This window comes from Flavobacteriales bacterium (assembly GCA_016699575.1).
In the GTDB taxonomy this organism is placed as follows: Bacteria; Bacteroidota; Bacteroidia; order Flavobacteriales_F; family PHOS-HE28; genus PHOS-HE28.
Genome location: CP064979.1, coordinates 675,201 through 697,230 on the forward strand (window position 1 = coordinate 675,201; position 22,030 = coordinate 697,230).

The 22,030-nt window shown below is 60.9% G+C and carries 19 protein-coding genes and 5 tRNA genes; all 24 read right to left on the bottom strand.

Translation table 11 applies throughout. The annotated features are described in order from the left end of the window. Nucleotides 1-32: 32 nt before the first annotated feature. Nucleotides 33-350: a DUF3467 domain-containing protein gene (locus IPJ76_02955; GenBank protein QQR87203.1), complete on the bottom strand. Its 318-nt coding sequence runs from the start codon at nucleotides 348-350 to the stop codon at nucleotides 33-35. Nucleotides 351-382: 32 nt separating this feature from the next. Beyond that, nucleotides 383-4,678 (bottom strand): DNA-directed RNA polymerase subunit beta', encoded by a 4,296-nt coding sequence (rpoC, locus tag IPJ76_02960; protein ID QQR87204.1) that lies wholly within the window; start codon nucleotides 4,676-4,678, stop codon nucleotides 383-385. Between the two features lie 20 nt (nucleotides 4,679-4,698). Further along, the gene (gene rpoB, locus IPJ76_02965) at nucleotides 4,699-8,526 is read right to left on the bottom strand and encodes a DNA-directed RNA polymerase subunit beta (protein ID QQR88383.1); all 3,828 of its coding nucleotides are present in this window, start codon (nucleotides 8,524-8,526) and stop codon (nucleotides 4,699-4,701) included. 135 nt (nucleotides 8,527-8,661) lie between these two features. Further along, nucleotides 8,662-9,039, bottom strand: coding sequence for a 50S ribosomal protein L7/L12 (gene rplL / locus IPJ76_02970; GenBank protein ID QQR87205.1), 378 nt, complete (start codon nucleotides 9,037-9,039; stop codon nucleotides 8,662-8,664). Nucleotides 9,040-9,097: 58 nt separating this feature from the next. Continuing rightward, nucleotides 9,098-9,631 (bottom strand): 50S ribosomal protein L10, encoded by a 534-nt coding sequence (locus tag IPJ76_02975; protein ID QQR87206.1) that lies wholly within the window; start codon nucleotides 9,629-9,631, stop codon nucleotides 9,098-9,100. 14 nt (nucleotides 9,632-9,645) lie between these two features. Further along, nucleotides 9,646-10,341 carry a 50S ribosomal protein L1 gene (locus tag IPJ76_02980; GenBank protein QQR87207.1) on the bottom strand — a complete coding sequence of 232 codons (696 nt, stop codon included), beginning with the start codon at nucleotides 10,339-10,341 and terminating at the stop codon, nucleotides 9,646-9,648. 3 nt (nucleotides 10,342-10,344) lie between these two features. Beyond that, entirely contained in the window at nucleotides 10,345-10,791 is a 447-nt protein-coding gene (rplK, locus tag IPJ76_02985) for a 50S ribosomal protein L11 (GenBank protein ID QQR87208.1), read from the bottom strand. Nucleotides 10,792-10,884: 93 nt separating this feature from the next. Continuing rightward, nucleotides 10,885-11,442 carry a transcription termination/antitermination factor NusG gene (nusG, locus tag IPJ76_02990; GenBank protein QQR87209.1) on the bottom strand — a complete coding sequence of 186 codons (558 nt, stop codon included), beginning with the start codon at nucleotides 11,440-11,442 and terminating at the stop codon, nucleotides 10,885-10,887. Nucleotides 11,443-11,445: 3 nt separating this feature from the next. Beyond that, entirely contained in the window at nucleotides 11,446-11,679 is a 234-nt protein-coding gene (gene secE / locus IPJ76_02995; GenBank protein ID QQR88384.1) for a preprotein translocase subunit SecE, read from the bottom strand. 24 nt (nucleotides 11,680-11,703) lie between these two features. Beyond that, nucleotides 11,704-11,779: transfer RNA gene (locus IPJ76_03000), tRNA-Trp, on the bottom strand. Between the two features lie 71 nt (nucleotides 11,780-11,850). Continuing rightward, nucleotides 11,851-13,038, bottom strand: a complete 1,188-nt coding sequence (gene tuf / locus IPJ76_03005) for an elongation factor Tu (protein QQR87210.1) — start codon at nucleotides 13,036-13,038, stop codon at nucleotides 11,851-11,853. 133 nt (nucleotides 13,039-13,171) lie between these two features. Beyond that, a tRNA-Thr gene (locus IPJ76_03010) sits at nucleotides 13,172-13,246 on the bottom strand. Nucleotides 13,247-13,346: 100 nt separating this feature from the next. Next, nucleotides 13,347-13,419, bottom strand: a tRNA-Gly gene (locus IPJ76_03015). A 51-nt stretch (nucleotides 13,420-13,470) separates the two neighbouring features. Then, nucleotides 13,471-13,556: transfer RNA gene (locus IPJ76_03020), tRNA-Tyr, on the bottom strand. A 35-nt stretch (nucleotides 13,557-13,591) separates the two neighbouring features. After that, a tRNA-Thr gene (locus tag IPJ76_03025) sits at nucleotides 13,592-13,665 on the bottom strand. Between the two features lie 153 nt (nucleotides 13,666-13,818). Next, the gene (raiA, locus tag IPJ76_03030; GenBank protein ID QQR87211.1) at nucleotides 13,819-14,127 is read right to left on the bottom strand and encodes a ribosome-associated translation inhibitor RaiA; all 309 of its coding nucleotides are present in this window, start codon (nucleotides 14,125-14,127) and stop codon (nucleotides 13,819-13,821) included. A gap of 26 nt (nucleotides 14,128-14,153) precedes the next feature. Continuing rightward, nucleotides 14,154-15,047, bottom strand: coding sequence for a tyrosine-type recombinase/integrase (locus IPJ76_03035; protein ID QQR87212.1), 894 nt, complete (start codon nucleotides 15,045-15,047; stop codon nucleotides 14,154-14,156). A gap of 66 nt (nucleotides 15,048-15,113) precedes the next feature. After that, nucleotides 15,114-15,305: a 30S ribosomal protein S21 gene (locus IPJ76_03040; protein QQR87213.1), complete on the bottom strand. Its 192-nt coding sequence runs from the start codon at nucleotides 15,303-15,305 to the stop codon at nucleotides 15,114-15,116. Between the two features lie 1,660 nt (nucleotides 15,306-16,965). Continuing rightward, nucleotides 16,966-18,153, bottom strand: coding sequence for a DUF2062 domain-containing protein (locus IPJ76_03045; protein QQR87214.1), 1,188 nt, complete (start codon nucleotides 18,151-18,153; stop codon nucleotides 16,966-16,968). After that, the gene (locus tag IPJ76_03050; protein QQR87215.1) at nucleotides 18,150-18,539 is read right to left on the bottom strand and encodes a hypothetical protein; all 390 of its coding nucleotides are present in this window, start codon (nucleotides 18,537-18,539) and stop codon (nucleotides 18,150-18,152) included. The genes IPJ76_03045 and IPJ76_03050 overlap by 4 nt, the downstream gene beginning before the upstream one ends. Nucleotides 18,540-18,543: 4 nt before the next feature. Next, nucleotides 18,544-19,188, bottom strand: a complete 645-nt coding sequence (locus IPJ76_03055) for an outer membrane lipoprotein carrier protein LolA (GenBank protein QQR87216.1) — start codon at nucleotides 19,186-19,188, stop codon at nucleotides 18,544-18,546. After that, nucleotides 19,185-19,943: a polysaccharide deacetylase family protein gene (locus tag IPJ76_03060; protein QQR87217.1), complete on the bottom strand. Its 759-nt coding sequence runs from the start codon at nucleotides 19,941-19,943 to the stop codon at nucleotides 19,185-19,187. Before IPJ76_03060 ends, IPJ76_03055 begins: the two co-directional genes overlap by 4 nt. After that, a complete protein-coding gene (locus tag IPJ76_03065) occupies nucleotides 19,940-20,833 on the bottom strand; it encodes a beta-ketoacyl synthase chain length factor (GenBank protein ID QQR87218.1) in 894 nt (297 codons plus the stop codon). The genes IPJ76_03060 and IPJ76_03065 overlap by 4 nt, the downstream gene beginning before the upstream one ends. Next, nucleotides 20,833-22,020, bottom strand: coding sequence for a beta-ketoacyl-[acyl-carrier-protein] synthase family protein (locus IPJ76_03070; GenBank protein ID QQR87219.1), 1,188 nt, complete (start codon nucleotides 22,018-22,020; stop codon nucleotides 20,833-20,835). Before IPJ76_03070 ends, IPJ76_03065 begins: the two co-directional genes overlap by 1 nt. Nucleotides 22,021-22,030 lie beyond the last annotated feature (10 nt).

Sequence of the window (22,030 nt, forward strand, 5' to 3'; positions counted from 1 at the left end):
TCAGGGGGCTTCGTTGCGTAGTTGAGTAATGCTCAGGCCTGGGCAGCCGGTCCCCCGAAGTTCATCGGGATCTGCGGCATTTCCGTGTCCTTGATGGCGCCGTGCGTCTGCTCGTACTTGCCGATGTTGTCGGCCAGTGCGCGCATGAGCCGCTTGGCGTGCTGGGGCGTGAGCAGGATGCGCGAACGCACCTTGGCCTTGGGCACACCGGGCATCACCCGGATGAAGTCCAGTACGAACTCCGAGTTGCTGTGGGTGATGATGGCCAGGTTGCTGTAGATGCCATCGGCCACCTCCTCGCTGATCTCGATGTTCAGCTGGTTGCCTTTCGGTTTTTCGTTCGCGTCCATTGCTCAGGTGTCTTCATCCCGATCCTTCGGGATCAGGCTTCGGTCATCTCGGTGCGGGCCTCCATGGCAGCAAGGTCGTCCTTGTTGCCTACGATGTTCTTCTGGAAGCGGCGCGTGCCGGTACCCGCAGGGATGAGGTGACCAACGATCACGTTCTCCTTCAGGCCGAGCAGGAAGTCCTCCTTCGCGCTCACAGCAGCCTCGTTCAGCACCTTGGTCGTCTCTTGGAACGACGCAGCGCTGATGAAGCTCTCCGTTTGCAGCGATGCGCGGGTGATACCCTGTAGCATGATGCGGGCCGTTGCGGGCTTCGCATGGCGGGCCTCAACCGGTTTGGCATCCTTGCGCTTCAGGGCACTGTTCTCGTCGCGTAGCTTGCGCGCGGTCACCATCTGGCCCTCCTTCATCGTGGCGCTGTCGCCGGCGTTCGTCACCACCATCTTCTCGTAGATGGCGTCGTTCTCGGACATGAATTCCGTCTTGTTCACGCTCTGGCGCTCCAAGAAGCGGGTGTCTCCGGGATCCTCGATCTCCACCTTGCGCATCATCTGGCGCACGATCACCTCGAAGTGCTTGTCGTTGATCTTCACGCCCTGCATGCGGTACACCTCCTGCACCTCGTCCACCAGGTACTCCTGCACGCGGGTGGGGCCTTGGATGTCCAGGATGTCCATGGGGCTGATGCTGCCGTCGCTCAGCGGAGCGCCTGCCTTGATGAAGTCGTTCTCCTGCACCAGGATGTGCTTGCTCAAGGGCACCAAGTAGGTCTTGCGCTCGCCGGTGCGGCTCTCCACGTTGATCTCGCGGTTACCGCGCTTGATCTTGCCGTATGACACGATACCGTCGATCTCGCTCACCACGGCCGGGTTGCTCGGGTTACGGGCTTCGAAGAGCTCCGTTACGCGGGGCAGACCACCGGTGATGTCACCGCCTTTGCCGCTCATGCGCGGGATCTTCACCAGCACGTCGCCGGCCTCCACTTTGTCGCCCTCCTTCACCATGATGTGGGCGCCAACGGGCAGGGAGTAGCTCTTCAGCTCTTCCTTGCTCTTCACGTCCATGATCTTGATGGTCGGGTTCTTCCGCTTGTCGCGGCTTTCCACGATCACCTTCTCGGTGAAGCCCGTTTGCTCGTCGATTTCTTCGCGGTAAGTAACGCTCTCCTCGATGCTCTCGAACTCCAGCTTACCCGTGAGTTCGCTGATGATCACCGCGTTGTAGGCGTCCCATGTGCAGATGACGTCGCCCTTCTTCACGTTCTGGCCGTTCCTCGTGTAGAGGAATGCGCCGTACGGGATCACGCTCGTGGTGAGCACGATGCCCGTGTTGTTGTCCACGATGCGCATTTCGGTGCTGCGGCTGATGACCACTTCAGCGTCCTCGCCTTTGCGGTCCTTGCGCTTCACCGTGCGCAGTTCGTCGATCTCCAGTTTGCCATCGTACTTGGCCTTCACCTCGCTCTCCTCGGTGATCTTGCCTGCCACACCACCAACGTGGAACGTACGCAGTGTGAGCTGTGTACCTGGTTCACCGATGGACTGCGCGGCTATGACACCCACGGCCTCGCCGATGTGCACCATGCGCCCGGTCGCGAGATTGCGGCCGTAGCACTTCACGCACACGCCCTTCTTCTGCTCGCAGGTAAGCACGCTGCGGATCTCCACCTCTTCGATGGGGCTCGCCGCAATGGCCTTGGCAACGTCCTCGGTGATCTGCTCACCGCTGTTCACCAGCAGTGCGCCGGTTTGCGGATGGTATACATCGTGCACCGCGCAACGGCCGAGGATGCGGTCGTGCAGGGATTCCACGATCTCCTCGTTCTTCTTCAGCGCAGTGGCCACCAGACCGCGGAGCGTGCCGCAATCCTCGTTGTTGATGATCACGTCCTGCGCCACGTCCACCAGACGACGGGTCAGGTAACCGGCGTCGGCGGTCTTCAGTGCGGTATCCGCAAGACCCTTACGGGCACCGTGGGTGCTGATGAAATACTCCAGGATGGACAGGCCCTCCTTGAAGTTCGAGAGGATCGGGTTCTCGATGATGTCCTGGCCACCGCCACCACCGCTCTTTTGCGGCTTGGCCATCAGGCCACGCATGCCGCTGAGCTGGCGGATCTGCTCCTTGCTACCACGTGCGCCACTGTCCATCATCATGTAGATGGAGTTGAAGCCCTGGCGGTCGGAAGCGATATGGTCCATCAACGCTTTGGTCACACGGCTGTTGGTGTGTGTCCAGATGTCGATGACCTGGTTGTAGCGTTCGTTGTTGGTGATGAGGCCCATGTTGTAGTTGCCCATCACCTCGTCCACTTCGGCCTGCGCCTTCTTCACCAGTGCATCCTTCGCGGCAGGCACAACTACGTCGTCCAGGTTGAAGGAAAGACCGCCCTTGAAGGCGATGTTGAAGCCGAGTTCCTTGATATCGTCGAGGAACTGCGCTGCCTTTGCCGTGCCGCACTCCTTCAGCACCATGCCGATGATGTCGCGCAGGGCTTTCTTGGTGAGCAGCTCGTTGATGTAACCCACTTCGTCGGGCACCACTTCGTTGAAGAGCACGCGGCCAACGGTGGTCTCGACGATCTCGCCCTTGCCGGTCTTGGGGTTGTGCCAACGCACCTTCACCCAAGCGTGCAGGTCCACCTGGCCTTCGTTGTAGGCGATGGTCACCTCTTCTGGGCTGTAGAACGTACGGCCCTCGCCCTTCATGGTGCGCTCGGCGTCGCTCTTGCGGCCCTTGGTGATGTAGTACAGGCCAAGCACCATGTCCTGGCTCGGTACCGCGATGGGCGCACCGTTGGCAGGGTTCAGGATGTTGTGGCTGGCGAGCATGAGAAGCTGAGCCTCCAGGATAGCGGCATGGCCCAGGGGCACGTGCACGGCCATTTGGTCACCGTCGAAGTCAGCGTTGAACGCGGTACAAACGAGCGGGTGCAACTGGATGGCCTTGCCTTCGATCAGTTTGGGCTGGAAGGCCTGGATACCGAGGCGGTGCAGCGTTGGTGCGCGGTTGAGGAGCACGGGGTGGCCCTTCAGCACGCTTTCCAGGATGTCCCACACCACGGGCTCCTTCTTGTCCACGATCTTCTTGGCGCTCTTCACCGTCTTCACGATCCCCCGCTCGATGAGCTTGCGGATGATGAACGGCTTGAAGAGTTCAGCGGCCATGTCCTTGGGCAGACCGCACTCGTGCAGTTTCAGTTCTGGACCCACCACGATCACGGAACGCGCGCTGTAGTCCACGCGCTTACCGAGCAGGTTCTGGCGGAAGCGGCCCTGCTTGCCCTTGAGCGAATCGCTCAGTGACTTCAAAGGGCGGTTGCTCTCGCTCTTCACGGCGCTGCTCTTGCGGCTGTTGTCGAACAGGCTATCTACGGCCTCCTGGAGCATGCGCTTCTCGTTGCGCAGGATCACCTCGGGGGCCTTGATCTCCACCAAACGCTTCAAGCGGTTGTTGCGGATGATCACGCGGCGGTAGAGGTCGTTCAGGTCCGACGTCGCGAAGCGGCCACCGTCCAGGGGCACCAGTGGACGCAGCTCGGGCGGGATCACGGGCACCACCTTCACGATCATCCATTCGGGCTTGTTCTCGCGGCGGCTGTTGGCATCGCGGAAGGCCTCAACCACGTTGAGGCGCTTGAGCGCTTCGTTCTTGCGCTGCTGGCTGGTCTCGGTGTTGGCCTTGTGGCGCAGGTCGTAGCTCAGGCTGTCGAGGTCCAGGCGGCGCAGCAGTTCGTTCAAGGCTTCAGCACCCATGCGGGCGATGAACTTGTTCGGGTCGCTGTCATCCAAGTGCTGGTTGTCGCGGCCGATCTGCTCCTGCGCGTCCAGGTATTCTTCTTCGGTGAGGAAGTCGAGGAACTGGATGGGCGCACCTTCCTTGTTCTTGGCAGTGCCGGGGCCGGCGCTGATCACCACGTAACGCTCGTAGTAGATGATCTGGTCGAGCTTCTTGGTGGGCAGGCCCAACAGGTAGCCGATCTTGTTCGGGAGCGAACGGAAGTACCAGATGTGCGCCACCGGAACGGTGAGGCTGATGTGGCCCATGCGCTCGCGGCGCACTTTCTTCTCCGTCACTTCCACACCGCAGCGGTCGCACACGATCCCCTTGTAGCGGATGCGCTTGTACTTGCCGCAGTGGCATTCGAAATCCTTGACCGGTCCGAAGATCCGCTCGCAGAACAAGCCATCGCGTTCGGGCTTGTAAGTGCGGTAGTTGATCGTTTCCGGCTTGATCACTTCGCCATGGCTACGCTCCAGGATCTGCTCCGGGCTCGCCAGGCTGATGACGATCTTGTTGAAGTTGCTGTTCAGCTTGATGTCCTTCTTCATGTCAGGCAGCTGTTGAACGATCAGTTGACGGCGTTTTCGGTGTTCTCCAGGCTCACGTTCAGGTTGAGGCCACGGAGCTCGTGCAGCAGCACGTTGAAGGATTCGGGGATGCCCGGTGCCGGCATGGGTTCGCCTTTCACGATGGCTTCGTAAGCCTTCGCGCGGCCCATGACGTCGTCGCTCTTCACGGTGAGGATCTCCTGCAGGATGTTGGCGGCACCGAAGGCCTCCAGCGCCCACACTTCCATCTCACCGAAACGCTGACCACCGAACTGGGCCTTACCACCGAGCGGCTGCTGGGTGATGAGGCTGTATGGCCCGATGGAGCGGGCGTGCATCTTGTCGTCCACCATGTGCGCCAGCTTGATCATGTAGATCACGCCAACGGTCGCGGGTTGGTGGAAGCGCTCGCCGGTGCCACCGTCGTAGAGGTGCACCTTTCCGCTGCGGGGGACACCGGCCTCGTCCGTCTCGCGGTTGATCTCGTCGTTGGTCGCACCATCGAAGATCGGGGTGGCGTATTTGCGGCCCAGCTTCAGACCGGCCCAACCGAGCACGGTCTCGTAGATCTGGCCCAGGTTCATACGGCTCGGTACGCCCAGCGGGTTGAGCACGATGTCCACCGGTGTTCCATCCTCCAAATAAGGCATGTCGGCATCGCGGACGATGCGGGCAACGATGCCCTTGTTCCCGTGGCGGCCGGCCATTTTGTCACCGATGCTCAGCTTGCGCTTCGCTGCCACGTAAACCTTGGCAAGCTTCACGATACCAGCGGGCAGCTCGTCGCCGATGCTCACCTGGAACTTCTTGCGCTTGTAGGCACCGCCCACGTCGCTATACCGGATGTTGTAGTTGTGGATCAGCTGGCGGACGTGCTCGTTGGTCTTCTTCTCGCTCGTCCATTCGGTGGGGTCCACGGTCACGTAGTCGATGCCCAACAGCACCTTCTGCGTGAACTTGGTCCCCTTCTTCACCATCTCCTCCTTGTACTTGTTGAAGATGCCGTTGCTGCTGAGCCCGCCCACGAGCTTCATCAGCTTCTCCACCAGCAGCTCCTTCAGGTCGTTGAGCTCCTTGAACTCTTCTTTCTCGATGCGCTCGATGATCTCCTTCTCGTTGCCCTTGCTCTTCTTGTCTTTGATGGCACGGCTGAAGAGCTTCTTGTCGATGACGATGCCCTTGGTGCTGGGGGGCGCTTTAAGTGAAGCATCCTTCACATCACCGGCCTTGTCACCGAAGATGGCGCGGAGCAGTTTCTCCTCAGGGCTCGGATCGGTCTCCCCTTTCGGCGTGATCTTGCCGATGAGGATGTCGCCCTCGTTGATCTCGGCACCGATGCGGATCAGGCCGTTCTCGTCGAGGTCTTTGGTAGCGTCCTCCGATACGTTCGGGATATCCGCCGTGAGTTCCTCGAGGCCGCGCTTGGTGTCGCGCACCTCCATGGTGTACTCGTCGATGTGGATGGAGGTGAAGATGTCCTCGCGGCTCACGCGCTCGCTGATCACGATGGCATCCTCGAAGTTGTTGCCCTTCCACGGCATGAAAGCCACCACGAGGTTGCGGCCGATGGCCAGCTCGCCGTCCTGGGTGCTGTAGCCTTCGCACAGGATCTGGCCCTCGGTCACCTTGTCGCCCTTGCGCACAACAGGGCGCAGGTTCATGCAGGTGCTCTGGTTGGTCTTCAGGAACTTGGTGAGCTTGTACTCCTTCTCGTCACCATCGAAGCTTACGGTGCGCTCCTCCTCGGTGCGCTTGTAGTCCACCACGATGCGGTCGGCGTCCACAAGCTTCACGGTGCCTTCACCTTCGGCGGTTAGCAGCACACGGCTGTCGCGGGCCACGCGCTCTTCCAGGCCGGTGCCCACGATCGGGCTCTCGGGCCGCAGCAGCGGCACGGCCTGGCGCATCATGTTCGAGCCCATCAGCGCACGGTTCGCGTCGTTGTGCTCAAGGAAGGGGATCAGGCTTGCGGCGATGGAAGCGATCTGGTTCGGCGCAACGTCCATCAAGTGCAGCTCTTTCGGCTCCACCACGGGGAAGTCGCCCATGAGGCGGGCCTTCACACGGTGGCCGTCGAACGTGCCGTCGTCCTTCACTATCGCGTTCGCTTGCGCGATCATCTTGTTGTCTTCTTCCTCAGCGGTGAGGTAAATGACATCGCTCTTCATGTCCACCTTACCGTCCTTCACGTGGCGGTAGGGCGTCTCGATGAAGCCCAGGTTGTTGATCTTGCTGTACACGCAAAGCGAGCTGATCAGACCGATGTTCGGTCCTTCAGGCGTCTCGATGGTGCAGAGGCGGCCGTAGTGCGTGTAGTGCACGTCACGGACTTCGAAGCCTGCTCGTTCACGGCTCAGACCACCGGGTCCGAGTGCGCTCATACGACGCTTGTGGGTGATCTCGGCCAGCGGGTTCGTCTGGTCCATGAACTGGCTCAACTGGTTCGTTCCGAAGAACGAGTTGATCACCGAGCTCAGCGTCTTGGCGTTGATCAGATCGGTAGGCGTGAACACCTCGTTGTCGCGCACGTTCATACGCTCACGGATGGTGCGGGCCATACGGGCCAAGCCCACGCCGAACTGGGCGTGCAACTGCTCGCCCACGGTACGCACACGGCGGTTGCTCAGGTGGTCGATATCGTCCACATCGGCCTTCACGTTCACCAGCTCGATCAGGAACTTGATAATGCTGATGATGTCCTCTTTCGTGAGTACGCGCACGCTAAGCTCGCTCTCCAGACCCAGCTTCTTGTTGATGCGGTAGCGGCCCACCTCACCGAGGTCGTAGCGCTGCTCGCTGAAGAACAGCTTGTCGATCACGCCACGGGCGGTCTCGATATCGGGTGGCTCGGCATTGCGCAGCTGGCGGTAGATCACCTCCACAGCTTCCTTCTCGCTGTTGGAGGTATCCTTCTGCAGTGTGTTGTAGATCAGCGCGTAGTCGGCGGCGTTGATCTCCTTCTTGTGCAGGATAACCGTCTTGGCACCGCTTTCCAGGATCTGGTCCACATGGTGCTCTTCGATGATGGTCTCGCGGTCGATGAGCACTTCGTTACGTTCGATCGAGACCACTTCTCCGGTGTCCTCGTCCACGAAGTCCTCCACCCAGGTCTTCAGCACGCGGGCGGCCAGCTTGCGGCCCACGCTTTCCTTGATGGCGGCCTTGGTCACCTTGATCTCATCGGCCAAGCCGAAGATCTCCAGGATCTGCTTGTCGCTCTCGAACCCGATGGCACGCAGCAGCGTGGTCACGGGCAGCTTTTTCTTACGGTCGATGTAGGCGTACATCACCCCGTTGATGTCCGTGGCGAACTCGATCCACGAACCCTTGAAGGGGATGACACGGGCGCTGTACAATTTGGTGCCGTTGGCGTGGCGGCTCTGGCCGAAGAACACGCCCGGGGAACGGTGCAGCTGGCTCACGACCACGCGCTCGGCGCCGTTCACCACGAACGAGCCTTTGGGGGTCATGTACGGGATCTGGCCCAGGTACACGTCCTGCACAATGGTCTCGAAGTCCTCGTGCTCAGGGTCGGTGCAATAGAGCTTCAGTTTGGCCTTGAGGGGCACGCTATAGGTAAGACCGCGCTCGATGCACTCGTCAATGGAGTACCGGGGCGGGTCGATGAAGTAGTCAAGGAATTCCAGCACGAACTGATTGCGGGTGTCCGTGATGGGGAAGTTCTCCATGAAGGTCTTGAAAAGACCCTCATTGGACCTGTTCTCCGGCAGGGTGTCGATCTGGAAGAAATCCTCGAAGCTTTCCAGTTGGATGTCGAGGAAGTCGGGGTACTCTTTGGAGAGCTTGTTCGACCCGAAATCGATGCGCTTGTTCTTCTTGATGCTGATGGTCTTCGCCTGGGCCATGGATGCGATCGGGGGTTGACTGAAGGAGGAGAGACAGGGTGCGGCACAAAACACCGCAGGCAGGCACGGACCGCTCCTTCAGCGGCCCGGCCTGCTCAATGCTTGCAGCGGAGGTTCTTACTTAACCTCAACTTCGGCGCCGGCTTCCGTCAGTTGCTGCTTCAGGCTCTCGGCTTCCTCTTTGGAAACGCCTTCCTTCAGCGGCTTCGGAGCACCGTCGACGAGGTCTTTCGCCTCTTTCAAGCCCAGGCCGGTGAGCTCCTTCACGAGCTTCACCACGGCGAGCTTGTTGGCTCCGCCGGCCTTGAGCACCACATCGAAGCTGGTCTTCGCAGCGGCGGCTTCGCCACCACCTGCACCACCAGCGGCAGCAACAGCAACAGCTGCAGCAGCGGGCTCGATGCCATAGGTATCCTTCAGGTATTGAGCGAGTTCGCTCACCTCTTTCACGGTGAGGCCCACGAGGGTGTCGCCCAGTGATTTCACGTCTGCCATTGTCTTCGGGTTGTTGAGAGTTCTTGTGTGGAAGTGCGTAACGTCTTTCGGAGGCGCGTCAGGCTTTCGCCGCGCGCTCTTCCAATGCTTTTACCAGGCCGGCCACCTTGTGCCCACCACCGCCTTGCAGGGCGCTGAGGACGTTCTGGATCGGGCTCTGGAGGATAGCGATGATGTCGCCGATGAGCTCTTCCTTGCCTTTCAGCTTGGTGAGCACGGCCAGTTGGTCGTCGCCGACGAAGATGGCCTCATCGATGTATGCGCTCTTCAGCAAGGGCTTCTTGTGCTTCTTGCGGAAGTCGCTGATGATCTTGGCGGGGGCATTGCCCTTCTGTGCGAAGAGCAGCGCCGTTTGACCGGCCAGTGTGGGGAACAGCTCGCTGTAGTCCTTGCCTTCGATCTTCTCCAGGGCCTTGCGCAACAGCGTGTTCTTCACCACGCGCATGCGGATGCCGCCGTTGAACATGGCGCGGCGCAGGTTGCTGGTCTGGTCGGCGGTGAGGGCCGAACTGTCGGTGAGGTAGAACACGTTCGCCTCGCGGAGCTCGCCAACGAGCTCGTTGATCATGTTGTCTTTCTCTGTGCGTGTCATGGCTCGGTGCTCTATCAGTTCATTACGGTGCGGGCATCAACGTGCACACCTGGGCTCATGGTGCTGCTGATGCAGATGCTCTTGATGTACACGCCCTTGCTGGTGCTGGGCTTCAGCTTCAGCAGGGTTTGCAGCAGCTCATTGGCGTTCTCGCTCAACTTCTGCGCATCGAAGCTGGCCTTGCCGATCACCGCGTGGATGATACCGGCCTTGTCCACCTTGAAGTCGATCTTACCGGCCTTCACCTCTTTCACGGCCTTGGCCACGTCCATGGTCACGGTACCGGTCTTGGGGTTGGGCATCAGGCCGCGGGGACCGAGCACACGGCCCAGGGCACCCACTTTGGCCATCACAGCAGGCGTGCAGATGATCACATCCACGTTCGTCCAGCCGCCTTTGATCTTCTCCACGTACTCGTCCAGACCGGCCATGTCGGCACCGGCGGCAAGGGCCTCCTCGCACTTGGCGGGATCGGCCAGCACAAGCACGTTGACCGTGCGGCCAGTACCGTGGGGCAGGCTCACGGTTCCACGCACCATTTCGGTGCTCTTCTTGGGGTCCACGCCCAAACGCACGGCAATGTCCACCGTGGCGTCGAACTTGGTCGTGCTCACTTGCTTCACGATGCTGGTGGCCTCGGCGAGGTTGTAGCTCTTCGTGGTATCGAACTTGGCCATTGCGGCCTTGCGCTTCTTGCTCAGGGTAGCCATGGCTTATGCGTTTTCAAATGGATTGGCTCCTGTCACCGTTACGCCCATGCTGCGGGCCGTACCGGCCACCATGCGCATGGCGCTCTCGATGGTGAAACAGTTCAGGTCGGGCATCTTGTCCTGGGCGATGGCTTTCACCTGCTCCCAGTTGATGCTGCCCACCTTCTTGCTGTTGGGAACGCCGCTACCGCCTTTGATCTTGGCGGCATCGATGATCTGCACCGCTGCGGGCGGCGTCTTGATGATGAAGTCGAACGACTTATCGGTGTAGACGGTGATCACCACGGGGAGGACCTTGCCTGCCTTGTCCTGCGTGCGAGCATTGAACTGCTTGCAGAACTCCATGATGTTGACGCCCTTGGCACCCAATGCGGGGCCGATCGGCGGTGCGGGGTTCGCGGCCCCGCCTTTTACTTGGAGCTTCACCAGAGCCCCTACTTCCTTTGCCATTGCTGTCAATTTGTGTCCTCAAACGCCCTTGGTCAGGGCTCGGACGGGTTTCCTTTCTCTATCGATCCATCGTGTTGCTGCGCGAGCGCGGCCCTACGATTCTTTTTCCACTTGCATGAAGCTCAGTTCCAGCGGGGTCTTACGCCCGAAGATCTTCACCATCACTTTCAGTTTCTTCTTCTCCTCATTGATCTCCTCAATAACACCGTTGAACCCGTTGAAGGGCCCATCGATCACCTTCACGCCTTCACCCACGTGGTACGGAATGCTGATGGACTCGGTCGATTCCGCCAGCTCGTCCATCTTGCCCAGGATCTTGTTCACCTCGGTCATGCGCAAGGGCACTGGATCACCGCCCTTCTCGCCGCCGAGAAAGCCGATCACGTTGGGCAATTGCTTCAGCGCGTGGGCGATCTCGCCGGTGAGGTCCGCCTCGATGAGCACATAACCCGGGTAGAGGTTGCGCTCCTTGCTCGTCTTCTTGCCGTCCCGGATCTGGTAGAACTTCTCCATGGGGATGAGCACCTGGCTGATGTAGCCGCCCATCACCTTTGAGCGTTTCACCTCCAGCTCAATGGTCTCCTTCACCTTCTTCTCCTTACCGGAGATGGCGCGGACCACGTACCACTTCTTGGTTGCTACCTCGGCCATGGATCAGCGGAAGATGGAATAGAGGAACCCGACCATGCCTTTCCAAAAACCGTCCTCGCCCACCGCCATGTTCTGGGCCCCGAACACGTAGTCCATGATGAAGACCACGATGGCCAGGATCAATGCGCTCACCAGCACCACGATGGCGCTGCCTTGCAGTTCCTTCCACGTGGGCCAGCTCACCTTGTTGACGAGCTCGTTGTAGGACTCCTGGAGATATGCTCTGAAGTTGGCCACTGTCGTTGGGGGCTGTTCGGTGCTTGGCACGGGTGGCAGGAATCGAACCCGCAGCCTAAGGTTTTGGAGACCTTCGCTCTACCAATTGAGCTACACCCGTGTATCCGTTTGGTTTCGTTCAGCGGCGCGGGGGCTTCCGTTGCCGGAAGCCCCCTTGCCACAGTTGCTGTCTTACTTGATGATCTCCGTCACCTGGCCTGCGCCCACGGTACGGCCACCTTCGCGGATAGCGAAGCGGAGGCCTTTGTCCATGGCGATCGGCTGGATCAGGTTCACCGTGATGGTCACGTTGTCGCCCGGCATCACCATTTCGCGACCGGCCTCGAGGTTGATCTCGCCGGTAACGTCGGTGGTGCGGAAGTAGAACTGCGGGCGGTACTTGTTGTGGAAGGGCGTGTGGCGGCCACCTTCCTCTTTCTTCAGCACGTAGATCTCGGCTTTGAAGTTCAAGTGCGGGGTGATGCTGCCCGGCTTGGCGATCACCATACCGCGGCGGATCTGGTCTTTTTCGATACCGCGCAGGAGGATACCGACGTTGTCGCCGGCCTCACCGCGGTCCAGGATCTTACGGAACATCTCCACACCCGTGCAGGTGCTCTTCAGCTTCTCGCTCATCATACCGATGATGTCCACTTCGTCGCCGGTGTTGATCACACCCGCTTCGATACGGCCCGTAGCAACGGTACCGCGACCGGTGATGGAGAACACGTCCTCCACGCTCATCAGGAACGGCTTGTCCACAGCACGCACCGGGAGCTCGATCCAGTTGTCAACGGCATCCATCAGTTGCATGATGGTGTCCACCCACTTGGCTTCGCCGTTCAGGCCGCCGAGGGCGCTGCCACGGATCACCGGGGTGTTGTCGCCGTCGTACTTGTAGAAGGTGAGGAGTTCGCGGATCTCCATCTCAACGAGATCGAGGAGTTCCACGTCATCCACGCTGTCCACTTTGTTCATGAACACCACGATGCGGGGCACGCCTACCTGGCGGCCGAGCAGGATGTGCTCACGGGTCTGGGGCATGGGGCCGTCGGTGGCGGCAACCACCAGGATGGCACCGTCCATCTGGGCGGCACCCGTCACCATGTTCTTCACATAGTCAGCGTGGCCGGGGCAGTCAACGTGCGCGTAGTGACGGTTGGCCGTCATGTATTCCACGTGCGCGGTGTTGATGGTGATACCGCGCTCCTTCTCCTCGGGAGCGTTGTCGATGGAATCGAAGCTGCGCACCTCGCTGAGGCCCTTTGCTGCCAGCACGGTGGTGATGGCGGCGGTCAGCGTGGTCTTGCCGTGGTCAACGTGGCCGATGGTGCCGATGTTGACGTGGGGTTTGTCCCTTTTGAAAGTCTCCTTTGCCATGGTCCTCGTCGTTGTTTCTTCCCCGGTGGGGACTGCGTTGTGGTTGTTCTGCTGTTGTGGTGCCTACGTGCTGTGGTCCTTCTTCGCTGTACCGCCATCCCGCGTGAGAGGGATGGGCTTTCTGCCTGTTCCGTGGAGCCTTTGCCGGGAATTGAACCCGGGACCTCTTCCTTACCAAGGAAGTGCTCTACCCCTGAGCTACAAAGGCCGATCCTTCCTTCTTTCTTCTTTCCGGCCCTCACCACCTGGAAGCGATGGTGTTGGCCACTTGCGATCCCCCTTCACCCTTTCGGGACCCGGTGGACGAGAGCGGGAGACGAGATTCGAACCCGCGACATTCAGCTTGGAAGGCTGATGCTCTACCAACTGAGCTACTCCCGCAAGTTTCACGATGCTCCGCCGGCCGGGTCGGGCCTCTCTCTCGGCTCCTTGTGGTGGGGAGAACAGGATTCGAACCTGTGAAGCGTTGCCGCAACAGATTTACAGTCTGTCCCCGTTGGCCACTTGGGTATCTCCCCGTCGGTCGGCCTGCCTGCAAGAGGCAGGCGCAAGGAGCCAATGGAGGGACTCGAACCCACGACCTGCTGATTACAAATCAGCTGCTCTAGCCGGCTGAGCTACATTGGCAGGTACAGCAAGAGAAAGAACCACAACCCCCTTTCCGGGGCACTCCTCCGGAAAAAGGACTGCAAATGTAGCAGCCTTGGGGTTACCACCAAACACCGGGGGCCAAGGTTTTTCTCCTTGGCCCCCGGCAGGCGTCCGAAAGTCGCGGTGGGCTTACGAAGCTTGGCGCAGGTTGGTGGGCTTCACGCGCTCCATTTGGCGGCGGATGGCCTCGGCGGCCTGGTCAATGGCTTCCTCGAAGCTCTTACTGCGGCGTTGGCTGAAGAGGTCTTTGCCCGGCACCCCCATGCGCACCTCCACCACCTTGTTCTCCCGCTTGGCGGTGTCCTTGTCCAGCCGAAGGAACACCTCGGCGTTGATGATGCGGTCGTGGAAGGTGGTGAGCTTGCCCAGTTTGTCCTGGATGAAGCTGATGAGCTTGGTGTCGGCGTCGAAGTGGATGGATTGGACTTGCACGTTCATGACGGGAAAGTTTGGTTGGTTAGAGTTCACTCGCCTCCTCGCGGATGCGCCTTCCGGTGCGCCGAACGGAGCTTCTCCACCGTATTGTGCGTGTACACCTGCGTGGCGGCCAGGTTGGCGTGGCCCAGCAATTCCTTCACGGCGTTCAGGTCGGCGCCGTTGTTGAGGAGGTGCGTGGCGAAGGTGTGTCGCAAAACGTGGGGGCTCCGTTTGGGCTGGGAGGTCACCCGGCTAAGATAACGTTGAACGGATCGTTGTACGCTTCTCCTCGGCAAGGGTTTGCCTTCCTCGTTAACCAAGATCGGGAGGTCGGTGCGTTGGCCGCCCAACACCTGTTCCCGTGCTGCATTGTACACCCGCAGCACCTCCACCAAACGGTCGCTCAGCGGTAGGATGCGCTCCTTGTTGCGCTTGCCCAGCACCCGCAGCGTGCGGGCGGCCAGGTCGGCATCGTTGGGGCGCAGACCGAGCAGCTCGGCCAAGCGCATGCCGGTGCCGTAGAGCAGCTCCAACACAGTGCGGTCCGTCAATCCCTTGAAGCTCAGTTGTGCCGGGTCGCCGTCGAAGACGTGCTGCATACCACGCTCTTCCACGTACTCGGGTAGGCGCTTAGGGACTTTGGGGGCTTCAATGAGGGCAGTGGGATCGGCGGTGACGCTGCCCACGGTGCGGGCGAACCGGAAGAAGGCGCGCACGGCGCTCAGCTTGCGGTTCACGGTGCGGGGGCCGTCGCCGCGCTCCAGCAATTGCATCATCCAGGCGCGCACGGCCCGGTCATCTGCTTGCTCCACCCCTTCCTTGCCGGTGCGTTCCTTCAGGAAGGCCCCCAATTGCGCCAGGTCGCGCTGATAAGCCGCCACGGTATGGGGACTGGCCCGTTTTTCATAGGCCAAGTGTTCCAGAAAGCGATCAAGGAGCATCAGAACAAAGAAGGGGGCAGAACCTCACCGGTCCTGCCCCCTTCAACGGGACTTGCGAACAAGGAATTACTCCTCGCTGCGGAACATATCGTTCTTGTACACCGCGTGCAGCACCTCCTTGCGGCGGCTAACGCTGGGCTTGGTGTAGGCCTTGCGCTTGCGGAGCGCGCGCAGCACACCGGTCTTCTCGTACTTCTTCTTGAACTTCTTGAGGGCCTTGTCGATGGCCTCGCCTTCCTTGACCGGGATGATGAGCATGCGCGTCTTTTTCTGTAAGGGGCGGCAAATATAGACGGGGAATGGATCCGGCAAAACATCCCTTTGGCGCCAAAAGCAGAACCCCGCCCGGATCGCTCCGGACGGGCCGTTCACCCACCACCATCCACCTCACCCTGCCATGGCCTTGGCCGGGGCGCTCCACTCGCTGGCACCTGCCGTGCCCCTTGGCGCGCACCCGGTAACAGTGGGTGCTGCCGCTGGCCAACCCCTCGTGCAGGTACTTGCTCGGGCTCGCCGTGTCCAGGGTATTCCAACCGTTGTGGTCCATCGGATCCACATCGTTGCGCTCCACCTCGTACCCGTGCGCACCGCACACCACGTCCCAGTCCACCTTGATCTGGCCGGCCACATCGGAGAGGTCGGCGTTAGTGACGGGGTGAGCCGGGGACTGGTGAGTTGATGACCGTTCTTCAGGCCAACGGCCTCTAGAACAGGCCGATGAGCTTCTCGGATGGCACGGAGAACATCTTTTGTCAGGCGGAGAGTTTCTTGAACGAGTCTCCGTGCTTCTTTGAAGCTCCGAAGTGCACCTTTTGACACGCGGAGGTCTTCTTGGACGCCCCGAAGAGCTTTTTGGCGAGGGCGTGGTGCTTGTGGGATGAGGCAGTGACCTTCTTGGACCGCCCTGCGTACCTCTTTTATCAGGCGCAGTGCTTCTTAAACCACTCGACGTGCAAATAGTGGCGTTGGCGGTGCGCTACCGAGGGCCTTGTTCGAGAGCCCATCGCGCATTGCAGCGCTGACCAGGTGGTTGCCGTGACATTCCGAGGCGGGCGGCACGCCCTGGACCGAACCGAACTCGGCACCCGCAAGCTCACCCCTCGCACGGGCTAGAGCCGAGCGCGAGCCCACGCGCCACACCCGAGATCGTGCTGGGAACTGAAGAGCGGCCGCCTCAAGAGCCTGTCAACCACACAACCACGGGATCACACCACTCCCCCACACCAGCGCTAAGCTCTTTTGCTACGTGTAAGTGCGATGAAGTACGCGGCGCCCTCAACGTTGGCTTTGCGTGTTTCGCTCATGTGGTCAAGGTAACCCTTGGAAACCGTTGGGGCGGGCCACAGGCCCTAGACCGAAACGCACTCGGCACCCGCGAACTCAGCCCTCACACGGGCTAGAGCCGAGCGCGTGCCCATGCGAGCTACTGCTGGGCGCGTGCATCGCGTTACACCCGAGCCACTGCTGGGCTATTGCTGGGAAGACCATCCCTTCCACGGCGAGGAAGTCTCTTTCCACGCTTCCAGGGCGACACCAAACTGATTCAGGGCATAATCCTTGGCTTCCTCTAATGATGTCAGGAAGTAGTCACGTACAGATTTTCCATTCTCAATTTGGTGCAACTCACAGCTCGAATCCTTCACATACAAGAGTATCATGTATATCTCATTGTCACAATAGGCATGATATGCGACGATGTCATGATTGTTCATTCTAATACTAATTTGGTCTAGGATAAATTCGATGCGGTGCTCCGGGGGCGTCTACAAGCCTCCCATTTACGTACTCGGCTGTGCCGAGTGTCCTTCGGTCGTGGGCCTGTGGCCCCAAGTATGGCCCGCATGCCAGTTGCATCTCCTTCAAACATAGCCCATCTCTTGCTCCTCCCCACTTCAACCGGGAGAGGGTCGTGTCCCGCTTAGGACATCCGTTGCTCGGCACCGGGTGTTCTGCGCACCGCCACCAGCACACCCCACGCCAGCAGCCCACCGACAACAGCCATTGCAGCCGCCAGCACCACCGCCCCTACCACGTACTGCGCCAAGCTCTGCTTCACGGCTTCCAGGGAAATGTCCAACAGGTCGATGGGCACGCCGCCGGGCAGCAACTGTGCGCCCAGCGCATGGCTGGCCCACAGGATGAGCGGCACCATGGGCGGTATGCTGATGTGCGCCGCCGTGAGGAAGAGCACGCGGTTCAACTTGAAGAGGAAGGCGAGCGGGATGCCCAGCGCCAACTGGAAGCCCCAGATGGGTACGGTTCCCATGAAGAAGCCGAAGCCGATGCTGGCAGCCTTGCGCGCGTTGCTCTCGCCCGGGCGCACCAGTTCTGAGCGCAGCATCTTCCGCAGTTCGCCCTTCACGAAGAGCTTGCGCGGCCAGAACCACAGGCCGGCGATGATGACCAGCACCGTGTTGAGCACGCTGATGCGCGCGAAGTCGATGACGGGCCGGAAGTGGCTCACGCGCTCCGGGAAGTCGTAGCGCACGCTCACGGGCACGGTGGCGAAGGGGACATCGCGCCAGGCAAGCCGTACGATGCTCTCGATCTCGAACTCGAAGCGGTGCGTGAACGTGCGGATGCGCGTAACCTGGGCCAGGGGATAGCAGCGGTAACCGGTCTGGGTGTCGGGCAGGGTGATGCCGGTTTCCACCTTGAACCAGAAGCTGCTGAACTTGTTGCCGAAAGAACTGCGGCCGGGGATGCCGGCCTGCGCCATGTTGCGGTCGCCCATGACCATCGTGCCCGGTTGGCGCTCCATGACTTCCACGAACCGCACGATGTCTTCCGGCGCATGCTGGCCGTCGCTGTCCAAGGTGATGGCGTGCTTGTAGCCTTTGGCCAGCAGATGCGCAAAGCCGCGCCGCAGCGAGTAGCCTTTGCCTTGGTTGAGTTCGTTGCGCAACACTTCCAAGCCCGGAATACCGGCGAGCACCTGCGCAGTGCTATCGGTACTACCGTCGTCAATGACCAACAAGTGCGGACCGGTGATGGCGAGAATGCGTTGGATCACATCGGCCAGGGTGCCGCTGTTGTTGTAGGTGGGCAGCAGCACGCAGGTGCCCGTGCGCTCCAAACGCTCCTGCAGGCTGCTGGTCGCGGTCATCGCGCGAAAGTGCCCTTCATCTTCAGCAGCACCACGGGGTTGCCGTCGTAGGCATCGGTGGTGGCCTCGGCGTCGAATCCGATGTCGTCAGCCGCCTCGGTCAGGGCAATGCGCAGGTCGAAGTGCGTGCACTTCACGGGGTCGACAGGCGTGAGGAACTTGATGTGGCGCGCGGTCTTCAGGCGCAAGGTGCCGCCCTTCACTTCGCTGGAGAGGTGCTGCACCAACTGCACGAGCGCAGCACCGGGCGTTACAGGTCGCGCAGGGAAGTGCCCACCGTGCACGGGATGCGCGGCGATGGGCTCCACGCGCCAGGTCCAGGTGCCTTCCACTTCGCCGGAACGCGCCGCACCGGTGTTGAACAAGCCGCGGATGGTCGCTGTCATGGGATCAGAGCTTCGTGAAGACGTCCGTAGGAACGGGCTTGTCGAGGACGGGCGCATCGAACTTCACCACGGTACGGTCGCCGTCGCCTTCCAATGTCACCATTTCGTACAGGTGCAAATTGCTCTTGCGGAAGCGCAGTTCCATCTGCTTGAAGCGCTTGCCCACGCGCGCGCTGCTCGGCGCGATGATCACCAGCAGGTCGCCGTCCGCAATGAAGTAGCTCGGTTTCGCGCCTTTGTCCAGCGTGTGTTCGCCGTCCATGATCTTCATCACCATGTCGTTGATGCCGGCGTAGATCTTCCGGTCCACCTCGCCCAGCACCTTTTCCTTGCCGTTCTCCTTCACGCGCACATTGCCGTCCACGGTGAGGATCGTCGTGGGTTGTGCACCGTTCAGTTCCCAGCGGAACTTGCCGGGGCGCTCGTAGGCGAAGGTGCCCGGACTGATGACGGGCTCCTTGAGGTAGTGCACATGCTTCTCCTGGGTGAGCGTGCATTGGATGGTGCGAGCGCTCTTGGCCGCGGCCTTCATACGCAGCACAAGTTCGTGGTCCGCCTTGATGGGCGTGGGCTCCGTGGGGGGACTTGTCCATGCTGCCAACGCTGCGATGGTCGCGATACCAAGGACGGAGAGGAAGAACTGCTTCATGCGTTGGGGCGAAGATGGGCGTCGCACCTGACAAGTTCGATGCCGTGCTGGCGGCAATGGGCGATGATGCCCTTGACCAGTTCCAAGGTGCCCGGCTGTGTGTCGTGAAGCACGGCGATGGTGCCGGGCTTCGGCCGCGTGGAAATGCGCTTCATGACTTCCGCCGGGGAGCGGGCCGTGTCGAAGGTGCGCAGGTCCCAACCGATGGTGGTGACCCCGGTGGTCTTTACCGCAGCAGCGATGTTCGGATTAGTGACGCCGAACGGTGGGCGGAACAACGACGTGCGTTGGCCGGTGGTGCGTTGGATGGCCTCTGCACACGTGCGGATCTCCTTCTCCGCATGATCTTCTCCGATGAAACCCCAGGTCCAGTGATGATGCTGCGAGTGGATGCCGATGGCGTGGCCCTCGTCCACGATGCGCTTCGCCAGCGCGGGAAAGGCTTCCACGTATTTGCCGATGCAGAAGAAGGAAGCTTTGATGTTCTCGGCCTTGAGGTGATCCAGCAACGCGGGGGTGATCTGTGGATGCGGGCCATCGTCGAAGGTGAGCGCCATCGTTCCCTTCGGACCAGAGCAAACGGCATCCACATAGATGCGCGCGGGCAAGGTGAGTGAAGCATATGCGGTGAAGCCGAGCCATAACGCCACGAAAAGGACCAACGGCCATAACGGCCACGACCACCATGCCCAGCCTATGTACAACGAACCGGCCAACAGGATGGCCAGCCCTGATGCGATGTTCCACTTCTTCATGGCTCCATCAGCACCGCGCACGTCTCCATGCCGTGCCGGTCAACGACCAGTACACGCCCAACGGCGGCAGCGGTTCCATCCGGCAAACGGCCGTTGCGCATACAATGCAGAGCCAGGCACAGCGCCTGTGCCGGTGCGCTTCCGTGCAAGCCGGTGAAAGGACGATGATCCACGGCCGCCGAATGCGCTGGCAGCACAGGAGCTTCGCCCGTGAACGGATCGTTGCTGTACAACACCATGTCGATGGCGGAACTTGCGAAGTCGTCCTTGCCCCACCACTCCCCTTCCTCCCTTCGAACCGCAGGCCAAACACCTGTAACACGACCGATCGAACCAGGACCTTTCGTTGGAGAAGCGACCACGAAGCCGGTTCCTGCACCCGGCTTATCGCCAAGCATGGCCGCTTGTGCAAGTTCGTCCAGCAGTGGGGCGTGCTCATCCGCGGCACCAACGAGGATGTGGGCAGCGCCGTTCTCTTCCGCTTGCAACGCTGCGCTTTGCAATGCCCAAGCGAACGACGACATGCCTTGGCTGAAGGTGAGGTTCGGTCCGTCGGCACCGAGCAACAAGGCGATCGTACCACCCACAGTGTTGTGCGTGCTGCGCATGAACCCTGTTGGTGATAGGATCCCACCGGCGTTCGCCTCGATCTCGTTGAGGAAACCGATGGTGTCCTCCACCTGACCGAGACCGGTACCGAAGTGGATGCCATCCGGCTTCGCAACACCTGCATCGGCGAGGGCTTGCAACGCACAGCACACCGCACGCCGCATCGGCACCGTCATGCGCCGCGCCGCGCCTTTGTTCAGGAGTTCAGCGCCCGGTACCCCAGGGCTCTCCCGATCCCACGGCAGTGGATAGCAGGCGGCGGCGTTGATCCACAGGTCCATCACGCAGCGCGGAAAATGACGGAGGTGCCATTGCCACCGAAGCCGAACGAATTGCTGAGCACGGTGCGCACGGGCATTTCCAAGGTGGCCTTGACCGGTTCGGTGCGGCAGCCATCCACCACGGCCCCGGCGCGCGCCGTTGCGGGCACAAAACCATGCTTCATGCACAACACGCTGAACACGGCTTCCAATGCACCTGCAGCCGCCAACGTATGACCGGTCAACGATTTGGTGCTGGTGAACGGCGGCATGTTGCCGAACAAACGCTCCATGGCGATGAGCTCGGTGAGGTCGTTGTTCTCCGTTGCCGTGCCATGGGCATTGATGTGGTCGATGTCCTTCGTGGAAAGACCAGCAACCCGCAGCGCACCCTCCATGGCCTTTTGCGGGCCGATGCCTTCGGGCGAGGTAGCCGTCTGATGGTAAGCATCGTTCGCGTTGGCGCAACCAGCCACGAAGGCAAGCGGCTTGCGACCGGCCTTGTGCGCGTCGTCCTCGCGTTCCAAAAGGAGGTATGCTGCACCCTCACCGAGGTTCATGCCGGCACGCCCCGCGGTGAACGGACGGCACGGCTGCGTATCCATGGCGCTCAATGCTCGGAAGCCCGCTACAGTGAAGCCGCACAAGGCGTCGGCACCACCAACGAGCACGGCATTGGCACGACCCGTCTTCAGCAACTGCGCACCGAGCATGATGGCGCTGGCACTGCTGCTGCACGCCGTGCTGATCGTAGTGGCGCTGCCCGCTTTGAAGCGTGCGGCCAGGTAGCGGGCATGGTCGCCGACCTCGTGCCCCGTGGCCGCGTTCAGCAGCGGCTTTAGGTCTTGTTGTCGCGCGGCGTACGCGCGCTCGGTACGGTCCATACCGCCAACCGTGCTCGCACTGATGATGGTGAGTTCACCCGCAGCGAATGATGCTACGGCCATCGCTTCCTGCGCAGCGCAGAGGGCGAGCAGCACAGTGCGGGCCACGCCGGTGGGCAGTTCCGCGCTGTTCAATTGGGCAAGCAATTGCGCGTCGGACATCGGCACTTCACCGAACACGAGTTCGGGGAAAGGCAGATCATGCACGCGCAACGGGCCAATGGCTGAGCGCCCGGCTTTCAATGCATCGAGCTGTGCAGCAACACCAGCGCCGAGCGCGCTGATCGCACCCATACCGGTGATGGCGATGGCGGGCGCGGCCATACGACAGGAA